This window comes from Pseudomonas retamae (assembly GCF_043496865.1).
Lineage (GTDB): Bacteria > Pseudomonadota > Gammaproteobacteria > Pseudomonadales > Pseudomonadaceae > Aquipseudomonas > Aquipseudomonas retamae.
Genome location: NZ_JBIEIL010000004.1, coordinates 168,996 through 189,507, shown reverse-complemented (window position 1 = coordinate 189,507; position 20,512 = coordinate 168,996). Strand labels below are relative to the sequence as shown.

Annotated in this window: 10 protein-coding genes; 8 read left to right on the top strand and 2 right to left on the bottom strand. The window is 61.4% G+C overall.

Annotation, left to right across the window (positions count from 1 at the left end):
• The first annotated feature begins 20 nt into the window (after positions 1-20).
• The 4 genes from rpsR to dnaB all read left to right on the top strand — a co-directional run bounded on the left by rpsR (position 21) and on the right by dnaB (position 3,165).
• Positions 21-251, top strand: coding sequence for a 30S ribosomal protein S18 (rpsR, locus tag ACGSLL_RS09695; protein WP_002551829.1), 231 nt, complete (start codon positions 21-23; stop codon positions 249-251).
• A gap of 36 nt (positions 252-287) precedes the next feature.
• Positions 288-1,181: a hypothetical protein gene (locus tag ACGSLL_RS09690; RefSeq protein ID WP_093105347.1), complete on the top strand. Its 894-nt coding sequence runs from the start codon at positions 288-290 to the stop codon at positions 1,179-1,181.
• Positions 1,182-1,199: 18 nt separating this feature from the next.
• Positions 1,200-1,646: a 50S ribosomal protein L9 gene (gene rplI / locus ACGSLL_RS09685; protein ID WP_003221136.1), complete on the top strand. Its 447-nt coding sequence runs from the start codon at positions 1,200-1,202 to the stop codon at positions 1,644-1,646.
• A 121-nt stretch (positions 1,647-1,767) separates the two neighbouring features.
• Positions 1,768-3,165, top strand: a complete 1,398-nt coding sequence (dnaB, locus tag ACGSLL_RS09680) for a replicative DNA helicase (RefSeq protein ID WP_394505292.1) — start codon at positions 1,768-1,770, stop codon at positions 3,163-3,165.
• Positions 3,166-3,206: 41 nt separating this feature from the next.
• On the opposite strand, the gene ACGSLL_RS09675 is transcribed toward dnaB, so the two are convergent.
• Both ACGSLL_RS09675 and ACGSLL_RS09670 read right to left on the bottom strand, forming a co-directional pair.
• Positions 3,207-7,847, bottom strand: a complete 4,641-nt coding sequence (locus ACGSLL_RS09675) for an NEL-type E3 ubiquitin ligase domain-containing protein (RefSeq protein WP_394505290.1) — start codon at positions 7,845-7,847, stop codon at positions 3,207-3,209.
• An 85-nt stretch (positions 7,848-7,932) separates the two neighbouring features.
• Positions 7,933-10,539, bottom strand: a complete 2,607-nt coding sequence (locus ACGSLL_RS09670) for an ATP synthase subunit B family protein (protein ID WP_394505288.1) — start codon at positions 10,537-10,539, stop codon at positions 7,933-7,935.
• A 252-nt stretch (positions 10,540-10,791) separates the two neighbouring features.
• Here ACGSLL_RS09670 and ACGSLL_RS09665 point away from each other — a divergent pair, with 252 nt between their 5' ends.
• From ACGSLL_RS09665 to ACGSLL_RS09650, 4 genes are all read left to right on the top strand, one after another.
• Complete coding sequence (locus ACGSLL_RS09665) at positions 10,792-13,104, top strand: YgiQ family radical SAM protein (RefSeq protein ID WP_208938951.1); 2,313 nt, start codon at positions 10,792-10,794, stop codon at positions 13,102-13,104.
• Positions 13,105-13,688: 584 nt separating this feature from the next.
• A complete protein-coding gene (locus tag ACGSLL_RS09660) occupies positions 13,689-16,982 on the top strand; it encodes a transglutaminase family protein (RefSeq protein ID WP_394505286.1) in 3,294 nt (1,097 codons plus the stop codon).
• A gap of 70 nt (positions 16,983-17,052) precedes the next feature.
• Positions 17,053-19,539, top strand: coding sequence for a circularly permuted type 2 ATP-grasp protein (locus ACGSLL_RS09655; RefSeq protein WP_394505284.1), 2,487 nt, complete (start codon positions 17,053-17,055; stop codon positions 19,537-19,539).
• A complete protein-coding gene (locus tag ACGSLL_RS09650; RefSeq protein WP_394505282.1) occupies positions 19,539-20,438 on the top strand; it encodes a transglutaminase family protein in 900 nt (299 codons plus the stop codon). The genes ACGSLL_RS09655 and ACGSLL_RS09650 overlap by 1 nt, the downstream gene beginning before the upstream one ends.
• The last annotated feature ends 74 nt before the right edge of the window (positions 20,439-20,512 follow it).

Here is a 20,512-nt window from a genome sequence, read left to right as displayed (position 1 = left end):
CTTATTAAGGAGCCTATCAAATGGCACGTTTCTTCCGTCGTCGTAAATTCTGCCGCTTCACCGCTGAAGACGTGAAAGAGATCGATTACAAAGATCTCAACACTCTGAAAGCCTACGTATCCGAGACCGGCAAAATCGTTCCAAGCCGCATCACCGGTACCAAAGCTCGTTATCAGCGTCAGCTGGCCACCGCTATCAAGCGCGCCCGCTTCCTGGCCCTGCTGGCCTACACCGACAGCCACGGCCGCTGAGACCGGGCAGTCGACAAGTAGCAAAGGATTGAATGCATGCGCGCCTTAGCTGAGTTCATCATGCGCGGCCGTATGCAGGCCACTCTCGTGGTGGCCGGATGTGCAACATTGCCGTTGTTGTATTGGTTGGGTGCTGCCGCGGGGAGCCTTGTGCTGCTGCGGCGCGGACTGACGGACGCCCTGGGTGTTCTGTCTCTGGGGCTGCTGCCGGCGTTGATCTGGTGGTTGTATGCCGATGACCCACGGGCGCTTCTGGTGCTACTGGGGTCTTCGGGGCTTGCGCTGGTTTTGCGCGCAAGCGAGTCCTGGGTCCGTACGCTGCTGGTCAGCGTAGCAATGGGCGTGGTGTTTTCAGTGGTGCTCGGGGCCGCGTTTGCGGCCCAGATCGAGATGCTCGCGCAGGCCTTGATAAAGGTCATGCCAGCGCTTCTCGGTGAAACCTACAAGCAATTGTCGGTGGATGAGCAAGCGCGTTTCGCGTCCCTGATCGCACCCGTCCTGACCGGACTGATTGCGGCATTGTTGCAAATCGTCAGCGTGCTGAGCCTGATTGTCGGGCGGCATTGGCAGGCGTTGTTGTACAACCCGGGCGGTTTTGGTCGCGAGTTTCGCGCCATCCGCATTCCGCTGGGGCCGGCGATGTTACTGCTGGCGTTGATGCTTCTGGGCCCGAATCTCGGTGCACAGATGGCCATGTTGACGCCGTTGTGCAGTGTACCGCTGGTGTTCGCCGGGCTGGCCCTGATTCACGGGCTGGTCGGGCAGAAGCGACTGGCCGGTTTCTGGCTGGTGGGGTTGTACGTCACGCTGCTGTTGTTCATGCAGCTGATCTATCCGTTGCTCGTGGTTCTGGCCATTGTCGACAGCCTGATTGATTTTCGCGGTCGTCACGTGTCGAAAGACACCGACAGCGCGAACGGTGAAGGTTAAAAGTTAGAGGATTTTCACATGCAACTGATCCTTCTGGAAAAAATCGCCAACCTGGGCAACCTGGGCGACAAAGTAAACGTTAAGGCCGGTTACGGTCGTAACTACCTGCTGCCATTCGGCAAGGCTACCGCTGCGACCGCTGCCAACCTGGCTGCGTTCGAAGAGCGTCGCGCCGAGCTGGAAAAAGCCGCTGCAGACCGTAAGGCATCGGCTGAAAGCCGTGCTGCCCAACTGGCCGAGCTGGAAGTGACTATCACTGCCACCGCTGGCGACGAAGGCAAGCTGTTCGGTTCGATCGGTACTCACGACATCGCTGACGCACTGACCGCTTCCGGCGTTGAAGTGCAGAAGAGCGAAGTTCGTCTGCCGAACGGCACCATCCGCAACGTGGGTGAATTCGACGTAGCCGTGCACCTGCACGCCGAAGTTGAAGCCACCGTACGCGTTGTCGTGGTAGCAGCTTAAGCAACACCGGATCGGCTGGCGGCTTGTCCGTCAGGCGGTTAACATCGGGCACGATCCTGTTTACAGGTCGTGCCCTTTGTCTTTCTGAATTCCCTGCTTTTCACCTAATTCTCAAGTGGCCATGAACGATATCTCCGCTCCCGAGCAATACGATCTGCAAACCGCTGCCCTGAAGGTGCCGCCGCATTCCATCGAGGCCGAACAGGCCGTACTCGGTGGTTTGATGCTGGACAACAACGCCTGGGAACGCGTGCTCGATCAAGTCTCCGACGGCGATTTCTATCGACATGACCACCGTCTGATCTTCCGTGCGATCGCCAAACTGGCCGATCAGAACATGCCGATCGACGTCGTGACCCTGTCCGAACAACTGGACAAGGAAGGCCAGACGTCCCAGGTCGGCGGTCTCGGTTATCTTGGCGAGCTGGCGAAAAACACGCCGTCCGTCGCCAACATCAAGGCCTATGCGCAAATCGTCCGCCAGCGTGCGACGTTGCGTCAGTTGATCGGCATCAGCACCGAAATCGCCGACAGTGCCTTCAATCCTGAAGGCCGTACGGCAGAAGAAATCCTCGATGAAGCCGAACGGCAGATCTTCCAGATCGCCGAGGCGCGGCCGAAGACCGGCGGCCCGGTGGGCGTCAACGAGCTGTTGACCAAGGCCATCGATCGCATCGACACCCTGTTCAACACCGACAACGCCATCACCGGCCTGTCCACCGGTTACACCGACCTCGACGAGAAGACCAGCGGCCTGCAACCGTCCGACCTGATCATCGTCGCCGGCCGTCCGTCGATGGGTAAGACCACCTTCGCGATGAACCTGGTGGAAAACGCCGTGTTGCGCAGCGAGAAAGCCGTGCTGGTGTATTCCCTTGAGATGCCAGGCGAATCGCTGATCATGCGTATGCTTTCGTCGCTCGGCCGCATCGACCAGACCAAGGTGCGTTCCGGCCAATTGGAAGACGATGACTGGCCGCGCCTGACCTCGGCTGTCAACCTGCTCAACGACCGCAAGCTGTTCATCGATGACACCGCCGGCATCAGCCCGTCGGAGATGCGCGCGCGAACCCGACGACTGGTGCGCGAGCACGGCGACATCGGCTTGATCATGATCGACTATCTGCAGTTGATGCAGATTCCGGGCTCCAGCGGTGATAACCGCACCAACGAAATTTCCGAGATCTCGCGATCCCTGAAAGCGCTGGCCAAGGAATTCAACTGCCCGGTAGTGGCCCTGTCCCAGCTCAACCGTTCCCTTGAGCAACGTCCGAACAAACGCCCGGTGAACTCCGACTTGCGTGAATCCGGTGCAATCGAGCAGGACGCCGACGTGATCATGTTCGTTTACCGGGATGAGGTGTATCACCCGGAAACCGAACACAAGGGCATCGCCGAAATCATCATCGGCAAGCAGCGTAACGGCCCGATCGGCTTTATCCGCCTGGCGTTCATCGGTAAATACACCCGTTTCGAGAACCTCGCACCGGGCAGCTACAACTTCGACGACGACGAGTAAAGGCTGGCCGCACACCGGCGGCCAGCACTCGTCTGATTCAGCTACGCACTTGTGCCGGCGGCCTCCTCGTCGATGCCGCTGGCCTTGTATTGCGCCAGTTCCTGGCGGCTCAGTTTTTCGATCAGCGCCGCTTCTTCGATCATCCACTCTGCCTGCATCGTTTTTGATTGCGCGTCGTAGTCGGCGAACGACAATTCATTCGCGTTGAATGAATCATCCAGGGCCGCCTGCCGATCCTGAAATGGCTGACGCTGGGTTTCGAAGACTTCCTGATAGTGAGTGGTCAGGTATGTTTGCCAGAACTCTTTCGACACCAGGGCCTGAAACTCCTCGGCTGAGTTATTCCGCGCAATGACGGTTTGGTAAGCATTGTCCAATTGCGCTTTGGAGACGCCGGCCAGGTGGGCAAACCCCATTTCTTCCGGTTGCCCGGGCAGTTGCAGGCGGTCTTTCAGACCATGGCGATAGAACAGCCTGATTTCAATTTCCTCCGGCACATGGGGCGGTGGCATATTCGCGGCCTCATGTGGCGTTCGGGCGGCGGCAATGGCTGCTTCGCGTTGGGCGATGTCCGCCGAGGCGATCTTGTCGACCTCGTGCAAACGGAACAATGCCCTGTTCAGCTTGAACAGTTCCGGCCCCTGCGTCTTGTCACCGGCGCGGGCTACCGCGCTGTGCATCATTGACAGGACTTCGAGGTTGGCGAAGGTAAAGGCCGCCCGGTCACAGCAGGCCGCTTCGCCTGCGCGATCAAAGACTTCGTTGCGCAAGCGTTCGGACTGCGGTGTATTTTCGGTGATGCTGTCGATCAGCCTCCAGACTCGCGCCTGAAGTTCCTGGTGGCCGGTACTCGTATGTTTCAGACGTTCCAGGGTGTTGAACAAGCCGTCCGAGCGCGCCTGGTCGCGCAGGGTTTGCCATTGCCGTGTTCGTGTCGTCAGCTGTTTTTCGGTGAAGCCCGCTGTCCAGCGCACTATCGGGTCAGCCGGGGCCAGGCGAAAGGGCGGCGGCCTGGCGCTCGCCGTGTCGATGATGTTCCTCAAGCCTGTCAGCGGTGTGCCGGCTGCTCTCAGGCGACTGCGGTAGTTGATCAGGCGGCTGTATGTCGCGTCCGACAGTGGATTATTCGAAATATCGGTGATGTTGTTGATGCGCACGGTGTTCGCCAGTTGATCGTTCGGCGGCGCGATGACGGCGTCGGGGATTTCCGTGATGCGGTTGCTGTTCAGCTCGATGGTGTCCAGCAGCGGCTGATGGATGAGGCCAGAGGGAAAGGTGTCGATCCCTGTATGAGCCAGACTGACAGAGCGCAGGTCGATGATCTGGCTCAGATCCGGGACGATACCCAATTGCCGGTTTCCTTGTAGCTCCAATGCTCGCAAGGTCGTACGGCCCGCGAGAACGCGGGCAGTATCGGCGGTCAGGGTGATGTGGTTTCTTTCCAGAGACAGGCGCGTCAGGCCATGCATTTCGCCAATGGCCGGGGGAAGTTCGCGCAGTTGATTCAGCCCCAGATCCAGCCAGCGAATATGGCGGAAACGCGTCAGAAAACCTTCCGGCGAAGTGCTCAGATTCATGTTCCTGAGTCTGAGCGAGCCGACGTGAGTGAAGTCGACGTCAATGTCTGGAAGGCTTGGCAGGCGCAAGCCGCTGAGGTCCAGCTCCAGCCCGATTGGCGTCCGGTCGTGGGCCAGTTTCTGCGACGTCTCGCGCCGCCAGCAACTGATGATCCGGTTGCTGGCGGTCACCCGGTCAGGGCGGGTCTGCGCATTGAGCGCCAGTTGGTCGGCGCGAATGTACCCGCCCAGATTGCCCCCGCCGGAAAATACCCAATCGTCGAGCTGGCGTTTCAAAGCTTTGAATTCTCGTTCGAGACTACGCACCTTGGTAACGACGACGTCCGCGTCGAGACTCCACAGGTATTCTCTGCACTGCTTCATGTTCTTGCCTGGAAACAGCCTTTGGTAACGCCGCGCAAGCGAGTTGTCGCTGTCGAAGTTGGGGTGAGCCAGCAGATCGGGGGCGACTGTACTGACGCGCTGCCAGAAGGCGTCGAATTTCTTTCCGTAACCGGCAGCGAAACGGTTGCCGTTGAGTGCAGTCGCGGCGTTGATTCGGGCGATCGTCAACAGCTGGTCGGCCGGCGGATCAAGGAGTGTCGGCGGCACTTCCTTCAATCGATTGTTGCTCAAATCCAGCATGATCAGCTCGGCCTTGTCCTGCAGCCCGCTCGGCCACTGATCGATGCCCGTGTTGTTGAGCAACACTTGCCTTACCCGGGTCATGGCGCTGAAATCAGGCGTCGAACCGAGGGCCGAATTGTCGCTCAGGTTGATCGCTTCGAGCTGACTCATGGCACTGATCAGTGCCGCGCTGTCTTCCTTCAGGTGCAGACGGTTACTGGCCAGGTCCAGGTCGACCAGGTTATGCATGGCAGCGATTGGCGCGGGCAGGCGTTTCATCGCGCAATGGTTGATGACCAGGCGTTCCAGACTGGCGAAACCGGACAGGAAAGTATCGGCGTCGCCTGACCACGTAGCGGCGTTGATAAACAGCGATTTGACATGGCTGAAGTCGGCGCTGAGCGGCGGCAATGGTGCTTTGAGCATGGGCAGTCTTAACGTGTGCGTCGAGTCCAGCCAACAGGCCTTGATGACATCCGCCGCACGGCGCGCCTGGACTCTGGCCGGTGTGTCTGGCGCGGAGGTATCGGTTTGGCCGCTGTTGACGTAAGACTCAAGCTGCGATTCCAGTGAGTCCAGCGCTGCGACCCGCCGCGCCAGTTGCGCTTTGCCGTCGTCGTTCAGCGCAAGGAGAAATGCCCGTAACTGCTGAGGATTCTGGTTCGGGTAGACCCGCTTCACATCGGGGGTTTCTGGCATGTCACTGGGTAGTCTGAATGCATCGGCCAGAGCGCTGTTGCCCAGCTCCGGCTGATCGGTCGCCACCCGTTGCCAAAAGTCTTCCAGTTTCGTCCAGTAGCCGGGAGGGAAGGGATTGCCTTCCAGCAGCGTGACACTATTGATACGGGCGAGCGCTTCGAACTGATCGGTGGGCGGATTGAGATTCGCCTCTGGAACCGCGCTCAAGCGGTTGTTACGCAAGTCCAGATGCGTCAGCCGGGACTGCTGGTGCAGCCCCGCAGGCCACTGATCCAGTTGTGCGTTGCTCAGGTTCAGGGTCTTGAGATCGGGCATGGCGGAAAAGTCCGGTGTTTGACCCAAAGGGTTGTCGGACAGATCCAGATGCTTGAGTTTGCTCAGCGAACCCAGTTCCGCAGTCGTTTGTTCGTTGAGGACGATCCGGTTCGAACTCAGGTCAAGGCTGTTCAGGCTGGACATCCGGGCAAGGGATGCGGGTAGCGTGGCCAGCGTCGAACCGCTGATGTGCAGACCCTCCAGGCCAGAGAAATTGCTGAGAAAAATACCCGCTGCTTCCGACCAGGCAACCGATTGCAGCGTCAGCTGCCGGACATGGCTGAAGTCCGCTTGCAACGCCGGCAATGTGCCGTTGCCGGCCTCGAGCCAGAGGATGGCGCCGCTCTGATGGCGCCAACAGCGCTTGAGGCTTTGTGCGATCTGCTGCGCGTGGATCGGCGAAGTGCCCGGCGGCGCTGCGTTGGCAGATTGCCGCAGCCAGGCATTCAGCTCGATTTTGAGCGATTTGTAGGCGCTTTCGCGCTGGGTCAGACCGCCAGCGACGTCATCGCCCAAGGATTTGATGAAGCGGCTGATTTCTTCATCGGTGTGGTCCGGGAACAGCTTTCGCGCCCGTGACTGTGGGCTGCGCAGCCGGTTCAAAGCCTGCGACAGCCGTTCGCGCATGCCCGAACGCACAGGCGCGTCGGCGCCGTCGCCACGCATCATGCCGCCGGCGCCGGCCACGGTAGTGCCAACCCAGCCTTGTATGGTATCGAATACAACCGGCTCTGAACGGCCCGGACGGGTCGCGACATACAGGTTGGCTTGGTCACGTGCGACCGGATCTTCGCTGCGCACGATGCGCATCACGCTGGCCACCGGTGTCGAGGCGTCCGGATCGTGCAGGACCTGATAAGCATGGTTGTCGATCTGTGCGTACAGCTTGCCGTCGAAGCGGTGAAGCCCGTCACTGCCGGGTTCCACGTTGTGCAATTGCAGGTTTGTGCGAAACGCTGCCAGGCGGCTATTGCTCAGCGCGAAGGTTATTGGTTCGAAATCTTCCAGCGGATGCCACAAGCCGCTGTCCGGATCGCGCAGCAGAAACGGGCCGGAAGCTTTCGACTCGCTGGGCAGCCTGGCGCGGAACAGACCGCTGTCGGTGTCCTGAGCCACCTGTACGGTGCCAATCTCAGCCACATCGACATATTGGCGGCCTTTGAACAGGCGCAAGCCCTCGGCATTGACTGCTGGTAAACCGACAGCGGCCATCACGCGATAGTCCTCCAGCGACAGAATAGCTGCGCGTGGTGTTTCATTCGGCGTCGTCGATGGATGCACGGTGACGGTGGGCGCCGGGGTGATCGCATCGAGGTCGGCGTCGCCGGCGCCGGCGGGCCGGGAGGATTGCGCTGGCAGGCCGAGGCTGTCAAAGCCCGGTCGCACTATCGTATCGGTACGCGGTGTAGTCACGTCCGGTGTCGGTGTCGGGCGAACATGGGTGTTGCCTGAGATGTTGCCTTTTGGCGGCGACTTGATTGGCATGGGTAACTTCCCTGTAGTACTTGCCAGCCACTGCCGCAAACGGGCAGTGGCTGGTCGGTTCGGCGTCATTGCCGGTTTGATTGAATCAGCGGGTCGCTGCGGCTGCTTCACTGGCGAGGGCGAAAATCCTTTTCGCGGTCTTGCTATCGAAGGTCTGGCGCCAGATGGCCACGTGGGGCAGCCCGGCCTGCTCGTCGCGGCGTTGCGACTCGCTGCCGCGCTTGCTCTGTTCCAGGGTTTTCAGATGGCTGCCCCTGATGGTGAAGTTCAGTGCCTCGCTGCTCTGTTTTTCATAGTGAAAATGCGCCTCCCACAACGGCGCACCGCTAGCGCTATCCCTGATCGAGTAAACGTCGAGAAAGGATTTGTCCCGGCCTTTGCCCAGCTGTTTGCGGTCAACCGTTTTCAATGCTTTGAGCTCAGCGTGATCGATCAGCCAGTTCAGGCGCATGATGTCCAGCACGTCTTTGTTCTTGTACATGCGCACCAGCACGGCCTGCCCCTGCGCAGACAAGGTTTCGGCGGCGCTTTGCAAGCGCTCGATCAGGACTTTGACCTCAGCATCTTCCTGGGCTTTTTCGAGGTTCTGCAGGTGTCTCGCCTGTTCCTTGAGCTTTTCGCTGGGTTTGCCTAGATCCTCGACAATGTTCGTCGGATTATCCTTTTGCGCTTCTCGGGCCTTGGCCTCGGCGATGTGTGCTTCGACTTCCGCCAACAGCCGATTGGCTTCGGCAATCAGTTGCGGTTTTGGTGTAACAGCAAGCGGCGGGCGAACCGGCAGCCACTCGCCGTGGCGCTGCTCATAGCGTTCGGCCGGGCCGTCGGGTTGCAGCGGGTTGGCCACCTTGATGACGATGCTGCCGTCTGTGGCGGTTTCGGTGTCGCCAATCAGTATTCTTGAAGTGCCGTGCCGGCGGGTGCGGAACACCTTGCGCGTCGCTGGCGGCGCGGTTGTGACGTTGTCGCTCGGCCGGGGCGGCAGGAAGCTGAAGTCGATGTCCTGGTCCAGGCTCGGCAGTTCGGTATGGCGATCGAACGTGGCGAAGAGTTCGTTCAGCCTGGCGTCGATGCGGGTTTCGATCGGGTCGACCAGCGCGATGATTTGCCGGGCGTATTCGGCCTTCTCGCCCTCGGTAGACAATTGGGATTCGAAACGGCTTCTGTCGCTTCTGATCTGATCAAGCGTCAGCATCAGCGCCAGTGGGTGCGAGCGTTCCGGGATGTTCTTCAATTCGCCGGTGACCAGGTCAATGGACGCCAGCGAGGGCATGATGGCATTGGGCGAATGGTCTGGCGTGTCGGCAAACAGGTGGACGTAGAGCACCAGTTTGTTGAGGTTGATACGTTCGGCCGAGGGCACTTCCTGGCTGAGTTCGATCAATGTGGGCTCTGCGCCGGGTGAGGCTTTCCTGACCTGTTCCATGACGCCTTGGCGGTCTTCGATCAGCTTCAGTTTCTTGTTCAGGTGCGTGATCATTTTTTTACAGTTTTCTGCGCTCGTCTTCGCGAACAGCGGAGCGATGCGAAAGTCCATCACGGCCATGAGTCGATTCAGATAGCGCACGCGGTCCAGGCGGAACGTGTGCAGTTCTTCCTTGTACATGCCGCCAGCCTTCATATGAATTATCCAGTCCTTGTTATCGACCAGGGACTGGATGAAATCCGTCTGCTTTTTGATGTGCTTGAGCAGATGGACTTCCACGGCGATCAGCGCTGCTGTTCTCCCCGGGCTGTCCTCTGCTTGCGCACGTGCCTCACTCCAGAGGCTGTCGTAACGTCTTGCGGAGTCGACCAGTTCCCGATGCGTGGCGGCGAACGGCACGTAGCGCTGCATCAATAACTCGCGGTTGACCTGAGCCATATCTCGGCGGCGCATGCCCCCGGTGAGGCCCGGGGAAACCAGCACCCAGGCGTTTTGCGCGTTGCGCGTGATGGCGCGGGACTCGCCGCTGCGGCTGGCGTGGTAAACGTTTTCGGTGTCCGCGGCCACCGGGTCCCCGGCTTTGACGATGCGCCAGACCTTTTGCGCGGGCGTCGAGGCCTGGGTATCGAGCAACGCCTGATAGGCATGGTCATGGACGACCACGTAGCGTTTGCCATCGTGACTGAACAAACCGTCGCTGTCCGGTTGGCCGGTACTGAAATCCAGCTCCGTGCGCCAGTTGCGCAGACCGGCTTCGGTCAACGGCAGGCTAGTCATTTCGCCTTCATCGGCTGCATGCCAGAGCCCGCTCTCGGCATCGCGCAGCAAGACCGGACCGGAAGCGCTGCGCTCGCTGGCCAGCCCCGCGCGCAGCAAACCGCTCTCAGCATCCAGCCCGACCAGCACGATGCCACCGTCGGCCATGTCGGCATAGCGGCGACCCTTGTGCGTGCGCAAGCCCGATGCGTCGGCTGCCGGCAGCGCATCAGAAGCGGCCAGGCGGTAATGGTCGATCGGTTCCAGGGAGGATGCCCGGGTTTCGGTCAGAGGTGGCCCGGGCTGCACCTTGATGGCGGGCGCGGGAGCCGGGTGGATTGCGTCGAGGTCGCTGTCGGCAAGGGTTCTGCCGGTTTGCCCCGTTCGACTCTCCACGCCTGGAGTGAATCGCGGTGTGCCGCCGGGGTTGGGCGTTGGCCCCTGCGGCGTTGAATTCGGACGTGTGTGGATATCGACCGAAACGGTGCTTCGAGTGGGTGTTTTGCTGGGCATGTTTTCCATCCTTGATCAGTAATCCCCGGCAAAAATCGGGGAGGGGTGTCGTTTGGCTTCCTGCCAGTGGACGCGGTCATGCGGGCAGCGTCTTGCGCTGCCAGGTGTGTCAGGTGCAAACGGCGGGGTTGAAAATGCTTTACTCGTGCGTGGCGCAGCTTGCGAGAGAAACCGACCACTGTCGTCGGAGTTGGTCAAAATTTGTGCTATATTCCGCGCCCGCGATTTTTCACTTCAACACCGGTCGTCGACATGCAAGCAGCCAAGCCGTTATTTGACTATCCAAAATATTGGGCCGAATGTTTCGGACCCGCGCCATTCCTGCCGATGAGCAGGGAGGAGATGGATCAGCTTGGCTGGGATTCGTGCGACATCATCATTGTTACCGGTGATGCCTACGTCGATCACCCATCGTTCGGCATGGCGATCATTGGCCGGCTGCTGGAGTCGCAAGGCTTTCGCGTCGGGATCATTGCCCAGCCGAACTGGCAGTCCAAAGACGACTTCATGAAGCTCGGTGAGCCGAACCTGTTCTTCGGCGTCGCGGCTGGCAACATGGATTCGATGATCAATCGCTACACCGCCGACAAGAAAATCCGCTCCGACGACGCCTACACGCCCGGCGGCATGGCCGGCAAGCGTCCGGACCGCGCGAGCCTGGTTTACAGCCAGCGCTGCAAGGAAGCCTACAAGCATGTGCCGATCGTGCTCGGCGGCATCGAAGCTTCGCTGCGTCGCATCGCCCATTACGACTACTGGCAGGACCGCGTGCGCAACTCGATCCTGATCGACGCCAGCGCCGACATTCTCCTGTACGGCAACGCCGAGCGGGCCATCGTCGAAGTGGCCCAGCGTCTGTCCTACGGCCACAAGATCGAAGACATCACCGATGTGCGCGGCACGGCGTTCATCCGTCGTGACACGCCGCAAGGCTGGTACGAAGTCGATTCCACGCGCATCGACCGTCCGGGCAAGGTCGACAAGATCATCAACCCGTACGTCAACACTCAGGACACTCAGGCCTGCGCCATCGAGCAGGAAAAGGGCCCGGTTGAAGATCCGCAGGAAGCCAAGGTCGTGCAGATCCTGGCCAGCCCGCGCATGACCCGCGACAAGACCGTGATCCGCCTGCCGTCGATGGAAAAAGTCCGCAACGACCCGGTTCTGTATGCCCACGCCAACCGCGTGCTGCACCTGGAAACCAACCCGGGCAACGCCCGCGCGCTGGTGCAGAAGCACGGCGAGATCGACGTCTGGTTCAACCCGCCGCCGATTCCGATGACCACTGAAGAAATGGACTACGTGTTCGGCATGCCTTACGCGCGTGTTCCGCACCCGGCGTACGGCAAGGAGAAAATCCCGGCCTACGACATGATCCGTTTCTCGGTGAACATCATGCGTGGCTGCTTCGGCGGCTGCACTTTCTGCTCGATCACCGAGCACGAAGGCCGGATCATCCAGAACCGTTCCGAAGAATCGATCATTCGCGAAATCGAAGAAATCCGCGACAAGGTTCCAGGCTTCACCGGGGTCATTTCCGACCTCGGCGGTCCGACCGCGAACATGTACCGCATCGCCTGCAAGAGCCCGGAAATCGAATCCGCGTGCCGCAAGCCGTCGTGCGTGTTCCCGGGCATCTGCCCGAACCTGAACACCGACCACTCGTCGCTGATTCAGCTGTACCGCAGCGCCCGTGCCTTGCCGGGCGTGAAGAAGATTCTGATCGCATCTGGCTTGCGTTACGACCTCGCGGTCGAGTCGCCGGAATACGTCAAGGAGCTGGTGACTCACCATGTTGGCGGTTACCTGAAGATCGCCCCGGAGCATACCGAGGAAGGTCCGCTCAACCAGATGATGAAACCGGGCATCGGCAGCTACGACAAGTTCAAGCGCATGTTCGAGAAGTACACCAAGGAAGCGGGTAAAGAGCAGTACCTGATCCCGTACTTCATCGCGGCGCACCCGGGCACCACCGACGAAGACATGATGAACCTTGCGCTGTGGCTCAAGGGCAACGGCTTCCGCGCCGACCAGGTGCAAGCGTTCTACCCGTCGCCGATGGCCACTGCCACCGCGATGTACCACTCGGGCAAGAACCCGCTGCGCAAGGTAACGTACAAGAGCGACGGCGTGACCATCGTCAAGAGCGAGGATCAGCGTCGCCTGCACAAGGCGTTCCTGCGTTATCACGACCCAAAAGGCTGGCCGATGCTGCGCGAAGCGCTGATCCGCATGGGCCGTGGCGACCTGATCGGCCCGGGCAAGGATCAACTGATCCCGGCCCATCAGCCGGCCACCGACAGTTATCAGAGCGCGCGTCGCAAGAACTCGACGCCGGCCGGCAGCCATAAAGTGGCGAAGGAAGGCAAAGAGAAGACCACCAAAATCCTCACCCAGCACAACGGCCTGCCGCCGCGTGCCAGTGATGGCGGCAACCCTTGGGACAAGCGTGAACAGGCCAAGGCCGCGGCATTCGCCCGCAACCAGCAGGCCGCCAAGGAACGCAAGGACGCGGCAAAAGGCAAAGGGCCGAAGCCGACGCGTAAACCGGTCGTACCGCGCTAAAAAGAAAAACGCCAACCTTCGGGTTGGCGTTTTGCGTTTCAGGCCTCGAGAAATGTGGTGTCAGGATCATCGCTTCCCCCTCACCCCAGCCCTCTCCCCCAAAGGGGGCGAGGGGGAAGGGAGCAGATCTCCAGGCTTTTCAAACTCGCAGCTCGATTCAAGACCGGGCGCGCTGATCGTTCCCACGCTCCTGCGTGGGAATGCCTCAAGGGACGCTCTGCGTTCCAGCCGTTACTCGCAGTATTGTCGAACAGGGTTGTGACGCGCAGCGACACGGGCTGCATTCCCACGCAGAGCGTGGGAACGATCAATTGTGTCGATACAGCTGGCCCCTTCGCGAGCAGGCTCGCTCCCACAGGGGATCGCATTCCAAATGTGGGAGCGAGCCTGCTCGCGAAGGGGCCGCAACACTCGGCCATTCTTACAGGCCTGCCACAAATAGAAGCACACTCGCCAAAGCATTTCCTCCCATCGCCCGGTTTTGGTGCTGTACTGCCCTGAGCATTCCGCGAAAGCGCGCAAGCCTGTGCATGGCATAAGTCTTGCGCGCTTTCTCATACGCCCAGGCTCGCAGGAGGCACGCCGTGTCGATTCATGTCGCATTGCACCACGTCACGCATTATCGCTACGACCGCGCTGTCGAACTCGGCCCGCAGATCGTACGCTTGCGCCCGGCTGCCCACAGCCGCACGCGGATTTTGTCCTATGCGCTGAAAGTCTCGCCCGAGCAGCATTTCATCAATTGGCAGCAAGACCCCCAGGGCAATTACCTCGCGCGTCTGGTATTTCCCGAGAAGACCGATGAGCTGCGCATCGAAGTCGACCTGCTCGCCGAGATGGCCGTTTTCAATCCGTTCGACTTCTTTCTTGAGCCCTACGCCGAAAAGATCCCGTTCGCCTATGCCGCCGACGAGCGCAAGGAGCTGGCTCCTTACCTCGAAACCCTGCCGCTGACGCCCAGATTCAAAGCCTATCTGGACGCCATCGATCGCACACCGTTGCCAGCGGTGGACTTTCTGGTCGCGCTCAACCAGCGCCTGAGCGAGGACATCGGCTACCTGATCCGCATGGAGCCGGGCGTGCAGACCCCGGAGCACACCCTCGAACACGCCTCCGGCTCCTGCCGCGATTCGGCGTGGCTGCTGGTGCAGTTGCTGCGCAACCTCGGGTTGGCGGCGCGGTTCGTGTCCGGTTACCTGATCCAGCTCACCGCCGACGTGAAAAGCCTCGACGGCCCCTCCGGCACCGAGGTGGATTTCACCGACCTGCACGCCTGGTGCGAAGTGTATTTGCCGGGGGCTGGCTGGATCGGCCTGGATGCGACGTCAGGGCTGTTTGCCGGAGAAGGACATATCCCGTTGGCCTGCAGTCCCGATCCGTCCTCGGCGGCACCAATCAGTGGTCTGGTGGAACCGTGTGAATGTGAGTTCAGCCACGAAATGTCGGTCGAGCGCGTCTGGGAAGCGCCGCGGGTCACCAAGCCCTATTCCGATGAGCAATGGCGCTCGATCGAGGCGCTGGGCCGGCAGATCGATGCCGACCTGCTTGAAGGCGACGTGCGCCTGACCATGGGCGGCGAACCGACCTTCGTCTCGATCGACGACCCGGACGGCGCCGAGTGGAACACCGCCGCGCTGGGGCCAGACAAACGGCGTCTTTCCGCCGAACTGTTCGAGCGCCTGCGTACGCACTACGCGCCGCAGGGACTGGTGCATTTCGGCCAGGGCAAGTGGTACCCCGGCGAGCAACTGCCGCGCTGGTCGCTCAACTGCTACTGGCGCCGCGACGGCGTGCCGATCTGGCACAACAACGCGCTGATCGCTGACGAGCAGCAGGACTACGGCGCCGACGGCGAACTGGCCGGGCGCTTTCTGGCGAGCGTCGCCGAACGGCTGAAACTGCCGCCGCGGTTTGTCTTTCCGGCCTACGAGGACAATTTCTATTACCTGTGGCGCGAGGGTGCGTTGCCGAGCAATGTCAGCGCCGAAGATTCGCGTCTGGAGGAGCCGTTGGAGCGCGCACGCCTGCGCAAAGTCTTCAGTCAGGGGTTGAACAAGGTGATCGGCCAGGTGCTGCCGCTGGCGCGTACCGCCAAGGGTGATCAATGGCAGAGCGGGCGTTGGTATCTGCGCGAGGAACATTGCCGGCTGGTGCCGGGGGATTCGCCGCTTGGCTACCGTCTGCCGCTGGCTTCGCAGCCTTGGGTCAAGGCTGCCGAATACCCGTTCATTCATCCGCAGGATCCGAATCAGGACTTCCCCGAATTGCCAGACGCCGCGCAGCTAAACCGGCACGGGGAGCCTGCGGCCACTGATGAACGTGCGCCGAGTATCGACGAGTCCGCCGACTGGCTGACCCGTACAGCATTCTGCGCCGAGGCGCGCGAAGGGCGTTTGTATCTGTTCATGCCGCCGCTGGAGCGGGTCGAGGATTATCTTGAATTGGTCGCGGCCATCGAGGCCACCGCCGAAGAGCTGCATTGCCCGGTGCTGCTCGAAGGTTATGAGCCGCCGAGCGATCCGCGCCTGAGCAATTTCCGTATCACCCCTGACCCCGGCGTGATCGAAGTCAACGTGCAGCCCTCGGCGACGTGGAGCGAGTTGGTCGAGCGCACCGAATTCCTTTACGAGCAGGCGCGGCAAACCCGGCTGACCACCGAGAAATTCATGATCGACGGTCGCCACACCGGCACCGGTGGCGGTAATCATTTCGTGCTCGGTGGCGCGACGCCGGCGGACTCGCCGTTCCTGCGTCGCCCGGACCTGTTGCGCAGCTTGATCAGTTACTGGCACAACCATCCGTCGTTGTCGTATCTGTTCTCCGGTTTGTTCATCGGCCCGACCTCCCAGGCGCCGCGGGTCGACGAGGCGCGCAACGATGCACTGTACGAGCTGGAAATCGCCTTCGCGCAGATGCCCGAACCGGGCGAAACCTGTGCGCCGTGGCTGGTCGATCGTCTGCTGCGCAATTTGCTCATTGACGTCACCGGCAATACCCATCGCGCCGAATTCTGCATCGACAAACTGTATTCGCCGGACGGCGCCACCGGGCGCCTCGGCCTGCTGGAACTGCGCGCGTTTGAAATGCCGCCGCATGCGCGCATGAGCCTGGCGCAGCAATTGTTGCTGCGGGCGCTGGTGGCGCGGTTCTGGCGCGAGCCTTATGCACCGCCGAAACTGGCACGCTGGGGCACCGAACTGCACGACCGTTTCCTGCTGCCGCATTTTATCGAGCAGGACTTTGCCGACGTCATTGTCGAACTCAACAACGCCGGGTATCCGTTGCGCGCCGAATGGTTCGCTGCGCACCTGGAGTTTCGTTTCCCCAAGGTTGGCGATTATGCAGTCAACGGCATCGAACTCGAGCTGCGTCAGGCGTTGGAGCCTTGGCATGTGCTGGGCGAAGAGGGCGCGGCGGGCGGCGCGGTGCGTTATGTCGATTCGTCGCTGGAACGTTTGCAGGTCAAACTCAAAGGCCTGCCGCCGCAGCGCTATCTGCTGACCTGCAACGGCGTTGCCGTGCCGCTGCACCCGACCGGGCGTGTCGGCGAGTTCGTCGCCGGCGTGCGCTATCGCGCCTGGCAACCGGCCAACTGCCTGCAACCGACAATCCCCGTGCACGCACCGCTGGTGTTCGACCTTCTCGACACCTGGATGGGCCGTTCATTGGGCGGCTGCCAGTATCACGTTGCCCATCCCGGCGGGCGCAATTACGAGACTTTGCCGGTCAACGCCAACGAAGCGGAGAGCCGGCGCATGGCGCGGTTCTTCCGCGTCGGACACACGCCGGGGAAACTTCCGACACCCCCCATCGAAATCACTGACGAGTTGCCGATGACCCTCGATCTGCGACGTTTCCAGAACCTGCGCGACGAGTAGATTTTTCGCCTATCCGGGTGTCATGTGCCTGCGTTAGTCTGACCGTTCCTTGCTGTCTGCCGAGCTTTCCATGCCTGACCTGCTAGACCGCTACCCGCTGAATGCGGGCACTTATCACGAACTGCTCGACGGCAGCGGAGCGGTGCGCGCGCATTGGCAGCGGCTGTTCGATCAATTGCAGCGCAGCACCCCGGCGCAACTGATTCAGCGCCAGGCACTGCTGGCCCGGCAGATTCAGGAAAACGGCGTCACCTACAACGTCTATGCCGACCCCAAAGGCGCGGACCGTCCGTGGGAACTGGACCTGCTGCCACACGTGATTGCGGCGGATGAATGGCAGCAATTGTCCGCCGGCATCGCCCAACGCGCCCGGCTGCTCAACGCGGTACTGGCCGACCTGTACGGCCCGCAACGGCTGATCAGCGAAGGTCTGCTACCAGCGGAACTGGTATTTGGCCACAACAACTTCCTCTGGCCGTGCCAGCACGTCACCACCCCGGAACAGACCTTTTTGCACTTGTACGCGGTGGATCTGGCGCGGACCCCGGACGGGCGCTGGTGGGTGACGGCTGATCGAACCCAGGCGCCTTCCGGCGCGGGGTATGCGCTGGAAAACCGCACCATCGTCTCGCGCGCATTCCCTGAGTTGTACCGCGATCTCAAGGTGCAGCATCTGGCCGGGTTTTTCCGCACCTTGCAGGAGACCCTCGCGCGGCAGGCGCCGTGTGACGATGACGCGCCGTTAGTGGTGCTGCTCACACCGGGGCGCTTCAACGAAAGCTATTTCGAGCATTTGTATCTGGCGCGCCAGCTCGGCTATCCCCTGGTCGAGGGCGGCGATCTGACGGTGCGTGATGCCACGGTCTACCTGAAAACCCTGAGCGGTCTGCGCCGGGTGCACGCGATCATGCGCCGGCTCGATGATGATTTCTGCGATCCGCTGGAGCTGCGTACGGATTCGGCGCTTGGCGTGCCCGGCCTGCTCGAAGCGGTGCGGCAGGGCCGTGTATTGGTGGCCAATGCGCTGGGCAGCGGGGTGCTGGAGTCGCCGGGATTACTGGGGTTTCTGCCGAAGATCAATCAATACCTGTTTGGCGAAGAACTGATCCTGCCGTCGATTGCGACGTGGTGGTGCGGCGAAGCGCCGGTGCTCGCGCAGGCGCTGGAGAAACTGCCGGAGCTGCTGATCAAACCGGCGTTTCCCTCACAAAGTTTTGCCCCGGTGTTCGGTCGCGATTTGACTGAGGCGCAACGTCAGGAACTGGCCACGCGTATGCAGGCCCGGCCGTACGCGTATGTCGCGCAGGAACTGGCACAACTGTCCCAGGCGCCGGTCTGGCAAGCCGATGAAGGCCAGTTGCAGCCGCGGGCCATCGGAATGCGCATGTACGCGGTGGCCAGCGCTGATGGCTATCGGGTGCTGCCCGGCGGCTTGACCCGGGTCGCCGCCGAAGCCGATGCCGAGGTGGTGTCGATGCAGCGTGGCGGGGCGAGCAAGGATACCTGGGTGCTCGGTGACCGGCCGCCGAATGGCGAACAGTGGAAGAGCCAGCGCAATGTCGGGGTCCATGATCTGGTGCGGCGTGATCCTTACCTGCCATCACGGGTGGTGGAGAATCTGTTCTGGTTCGGTCGTTATTGCGAGCGCTGCGATGACAGCGCGCGTTTGCTGCGGATCATGCTCGCCCGTCATGTCGATGGCGATGACCCGCAGGCCCTGCAGGCCGCGGTCGACCTCGGCGAGCGGCTATCGCTGCTGCCCGACGAAGGCGAGCTGTCGGAACGCCTGCTCGCGGCGCTGCTCGGTGACGATTGGTCATTCAGCCTGCGCTCCAACCTGCAGCGCTTGCAGTGGGCGGCGTCACAGGTGCGCGGCAAGCTCTCGCGGGAGAACTGGCAGGCGCTGGTGGAATTGCAGCGCGAAGCGATGGAACTGGAGACCGATGCGCCGGACTTCGCCGAATTGCTGGATTTCCTCAACCGGCTGGTGATGTCGCTGGCGGCGCTGTCCGGTTTCGCTCTGGATGACATGACCCGCGATGAGGGCTGGCGCTTCCTGATGATCGGCCGGCGCATCGAGCGTCTGCAGTTTCTCAGCAGTAGCCTCGCGGCATTTTTGCGCGGCGCCGGGGCCTATGATCAGGCGGGGCTGGAATGGCTGCTGGAACTGGGCAACAGCAGCATCACATACCGCTCACGTTATCTGGCCGTGGCGCAGTTGATCCCGGTACTCGACTTGCTCCTGCTCGATGAGCAGAACCCGCACGCGGTGTTGTTTCAGCTCAAGCTGGTGACGCGCACGTTGAAACGCCTGAACGATGATTTCGGCGCGCCACGGGAAGCCGGCCTGGCGAAACTGGTCGAGCGTCTGGCGCGGTTCGATCTGGGTTGTCTGGAAAATCCGTTGTTTGGCGAATCCAGTGTGCGCGCTGCGCTCGAGGGACTGGCCGATCTGCTGCAGGACATCGCCGAGGCCAGCGGCCAGGTTTCCGATCGTCTGGCGCTGCGGCATTTTGCTCACGTCGATGATGTCAGCCAACGCACGGTGTCCGTCTGATGAACGCCCGCTACCAGATTTTCCACGACACCTGTTATCACTACGACAGCCCGGTTTCGCTGGCGCAGCAACTCGCGCATTTGTGGCCGCGTGAGTGCGCCTGGCAGCGTTGCACTGAACAGCAACTGCTGATCAGCCCGGAGCCTACGGCACGTCGCGATGAGCAGGATGTATTCGGCAATCCGCTGACCCGTCTGGCGTTCGAGCGCCCGCATGACCAACTGCAGGTCGGCGCACGGCTGACCGTCGAGGTGCTGGCGCGGCCGGTGCTGGATTTCAACCAGTCACCGGCCTGGGAATCGACCCGCGATGCGCTGACCTACAGCAGCCAGCCGTTGCCTGCCGATGTGCTCGAAGCGTGCCGTTATCGGTTCCAGTCGCCTTATGTGCACCTGAAACGCAGCTTCGTCGAGTTCTCACACAGCTGTTTTCCGCCGGGTCGGCCGTTGCTGTTGGGCGTGCAGGACTTGATGGAGAAAATCTTCAGCGAATTCACCTTCGATGCCGAGGCAACCCAGGTGGCGACGCCACTGGTGGAAGTGCTGGAACGCCGGCGCGGGGTCTGTCAGGACTTTGCGCACTTGATGCTGGCGTGTGTGCGCTCGCGAGGGCTGGCGGCGCGTTATGTCAGCGGCTATCTGTTGACCCAGCCACCGCCGGGACAGCCACGGCTGATCGGCGCGGATGCTTCGCATGCCTGGGTGTCGGTGTTCTGTCCGGTGCTGGGCTGGGTGGATTTCGACCCGACCAACAATGTGCAGCCGGCGCTGGAGCACATCACCCTGGCGTGGGGGCGGGATTTTTCGGATGTCTCGCCGCTGCGGGGGGTGATTCTCGGTGGCGGCAATCATGATCCGGAAGTGAGTGTCACGGTGATGCCGCTGGATGAATGCTGGTGAACCCTGTGGGAGCGGGCTTGCCCGCGATGACGGAGTGTCTGTGACGACGTTTTCGGATGTGCCGCCGCCATCGC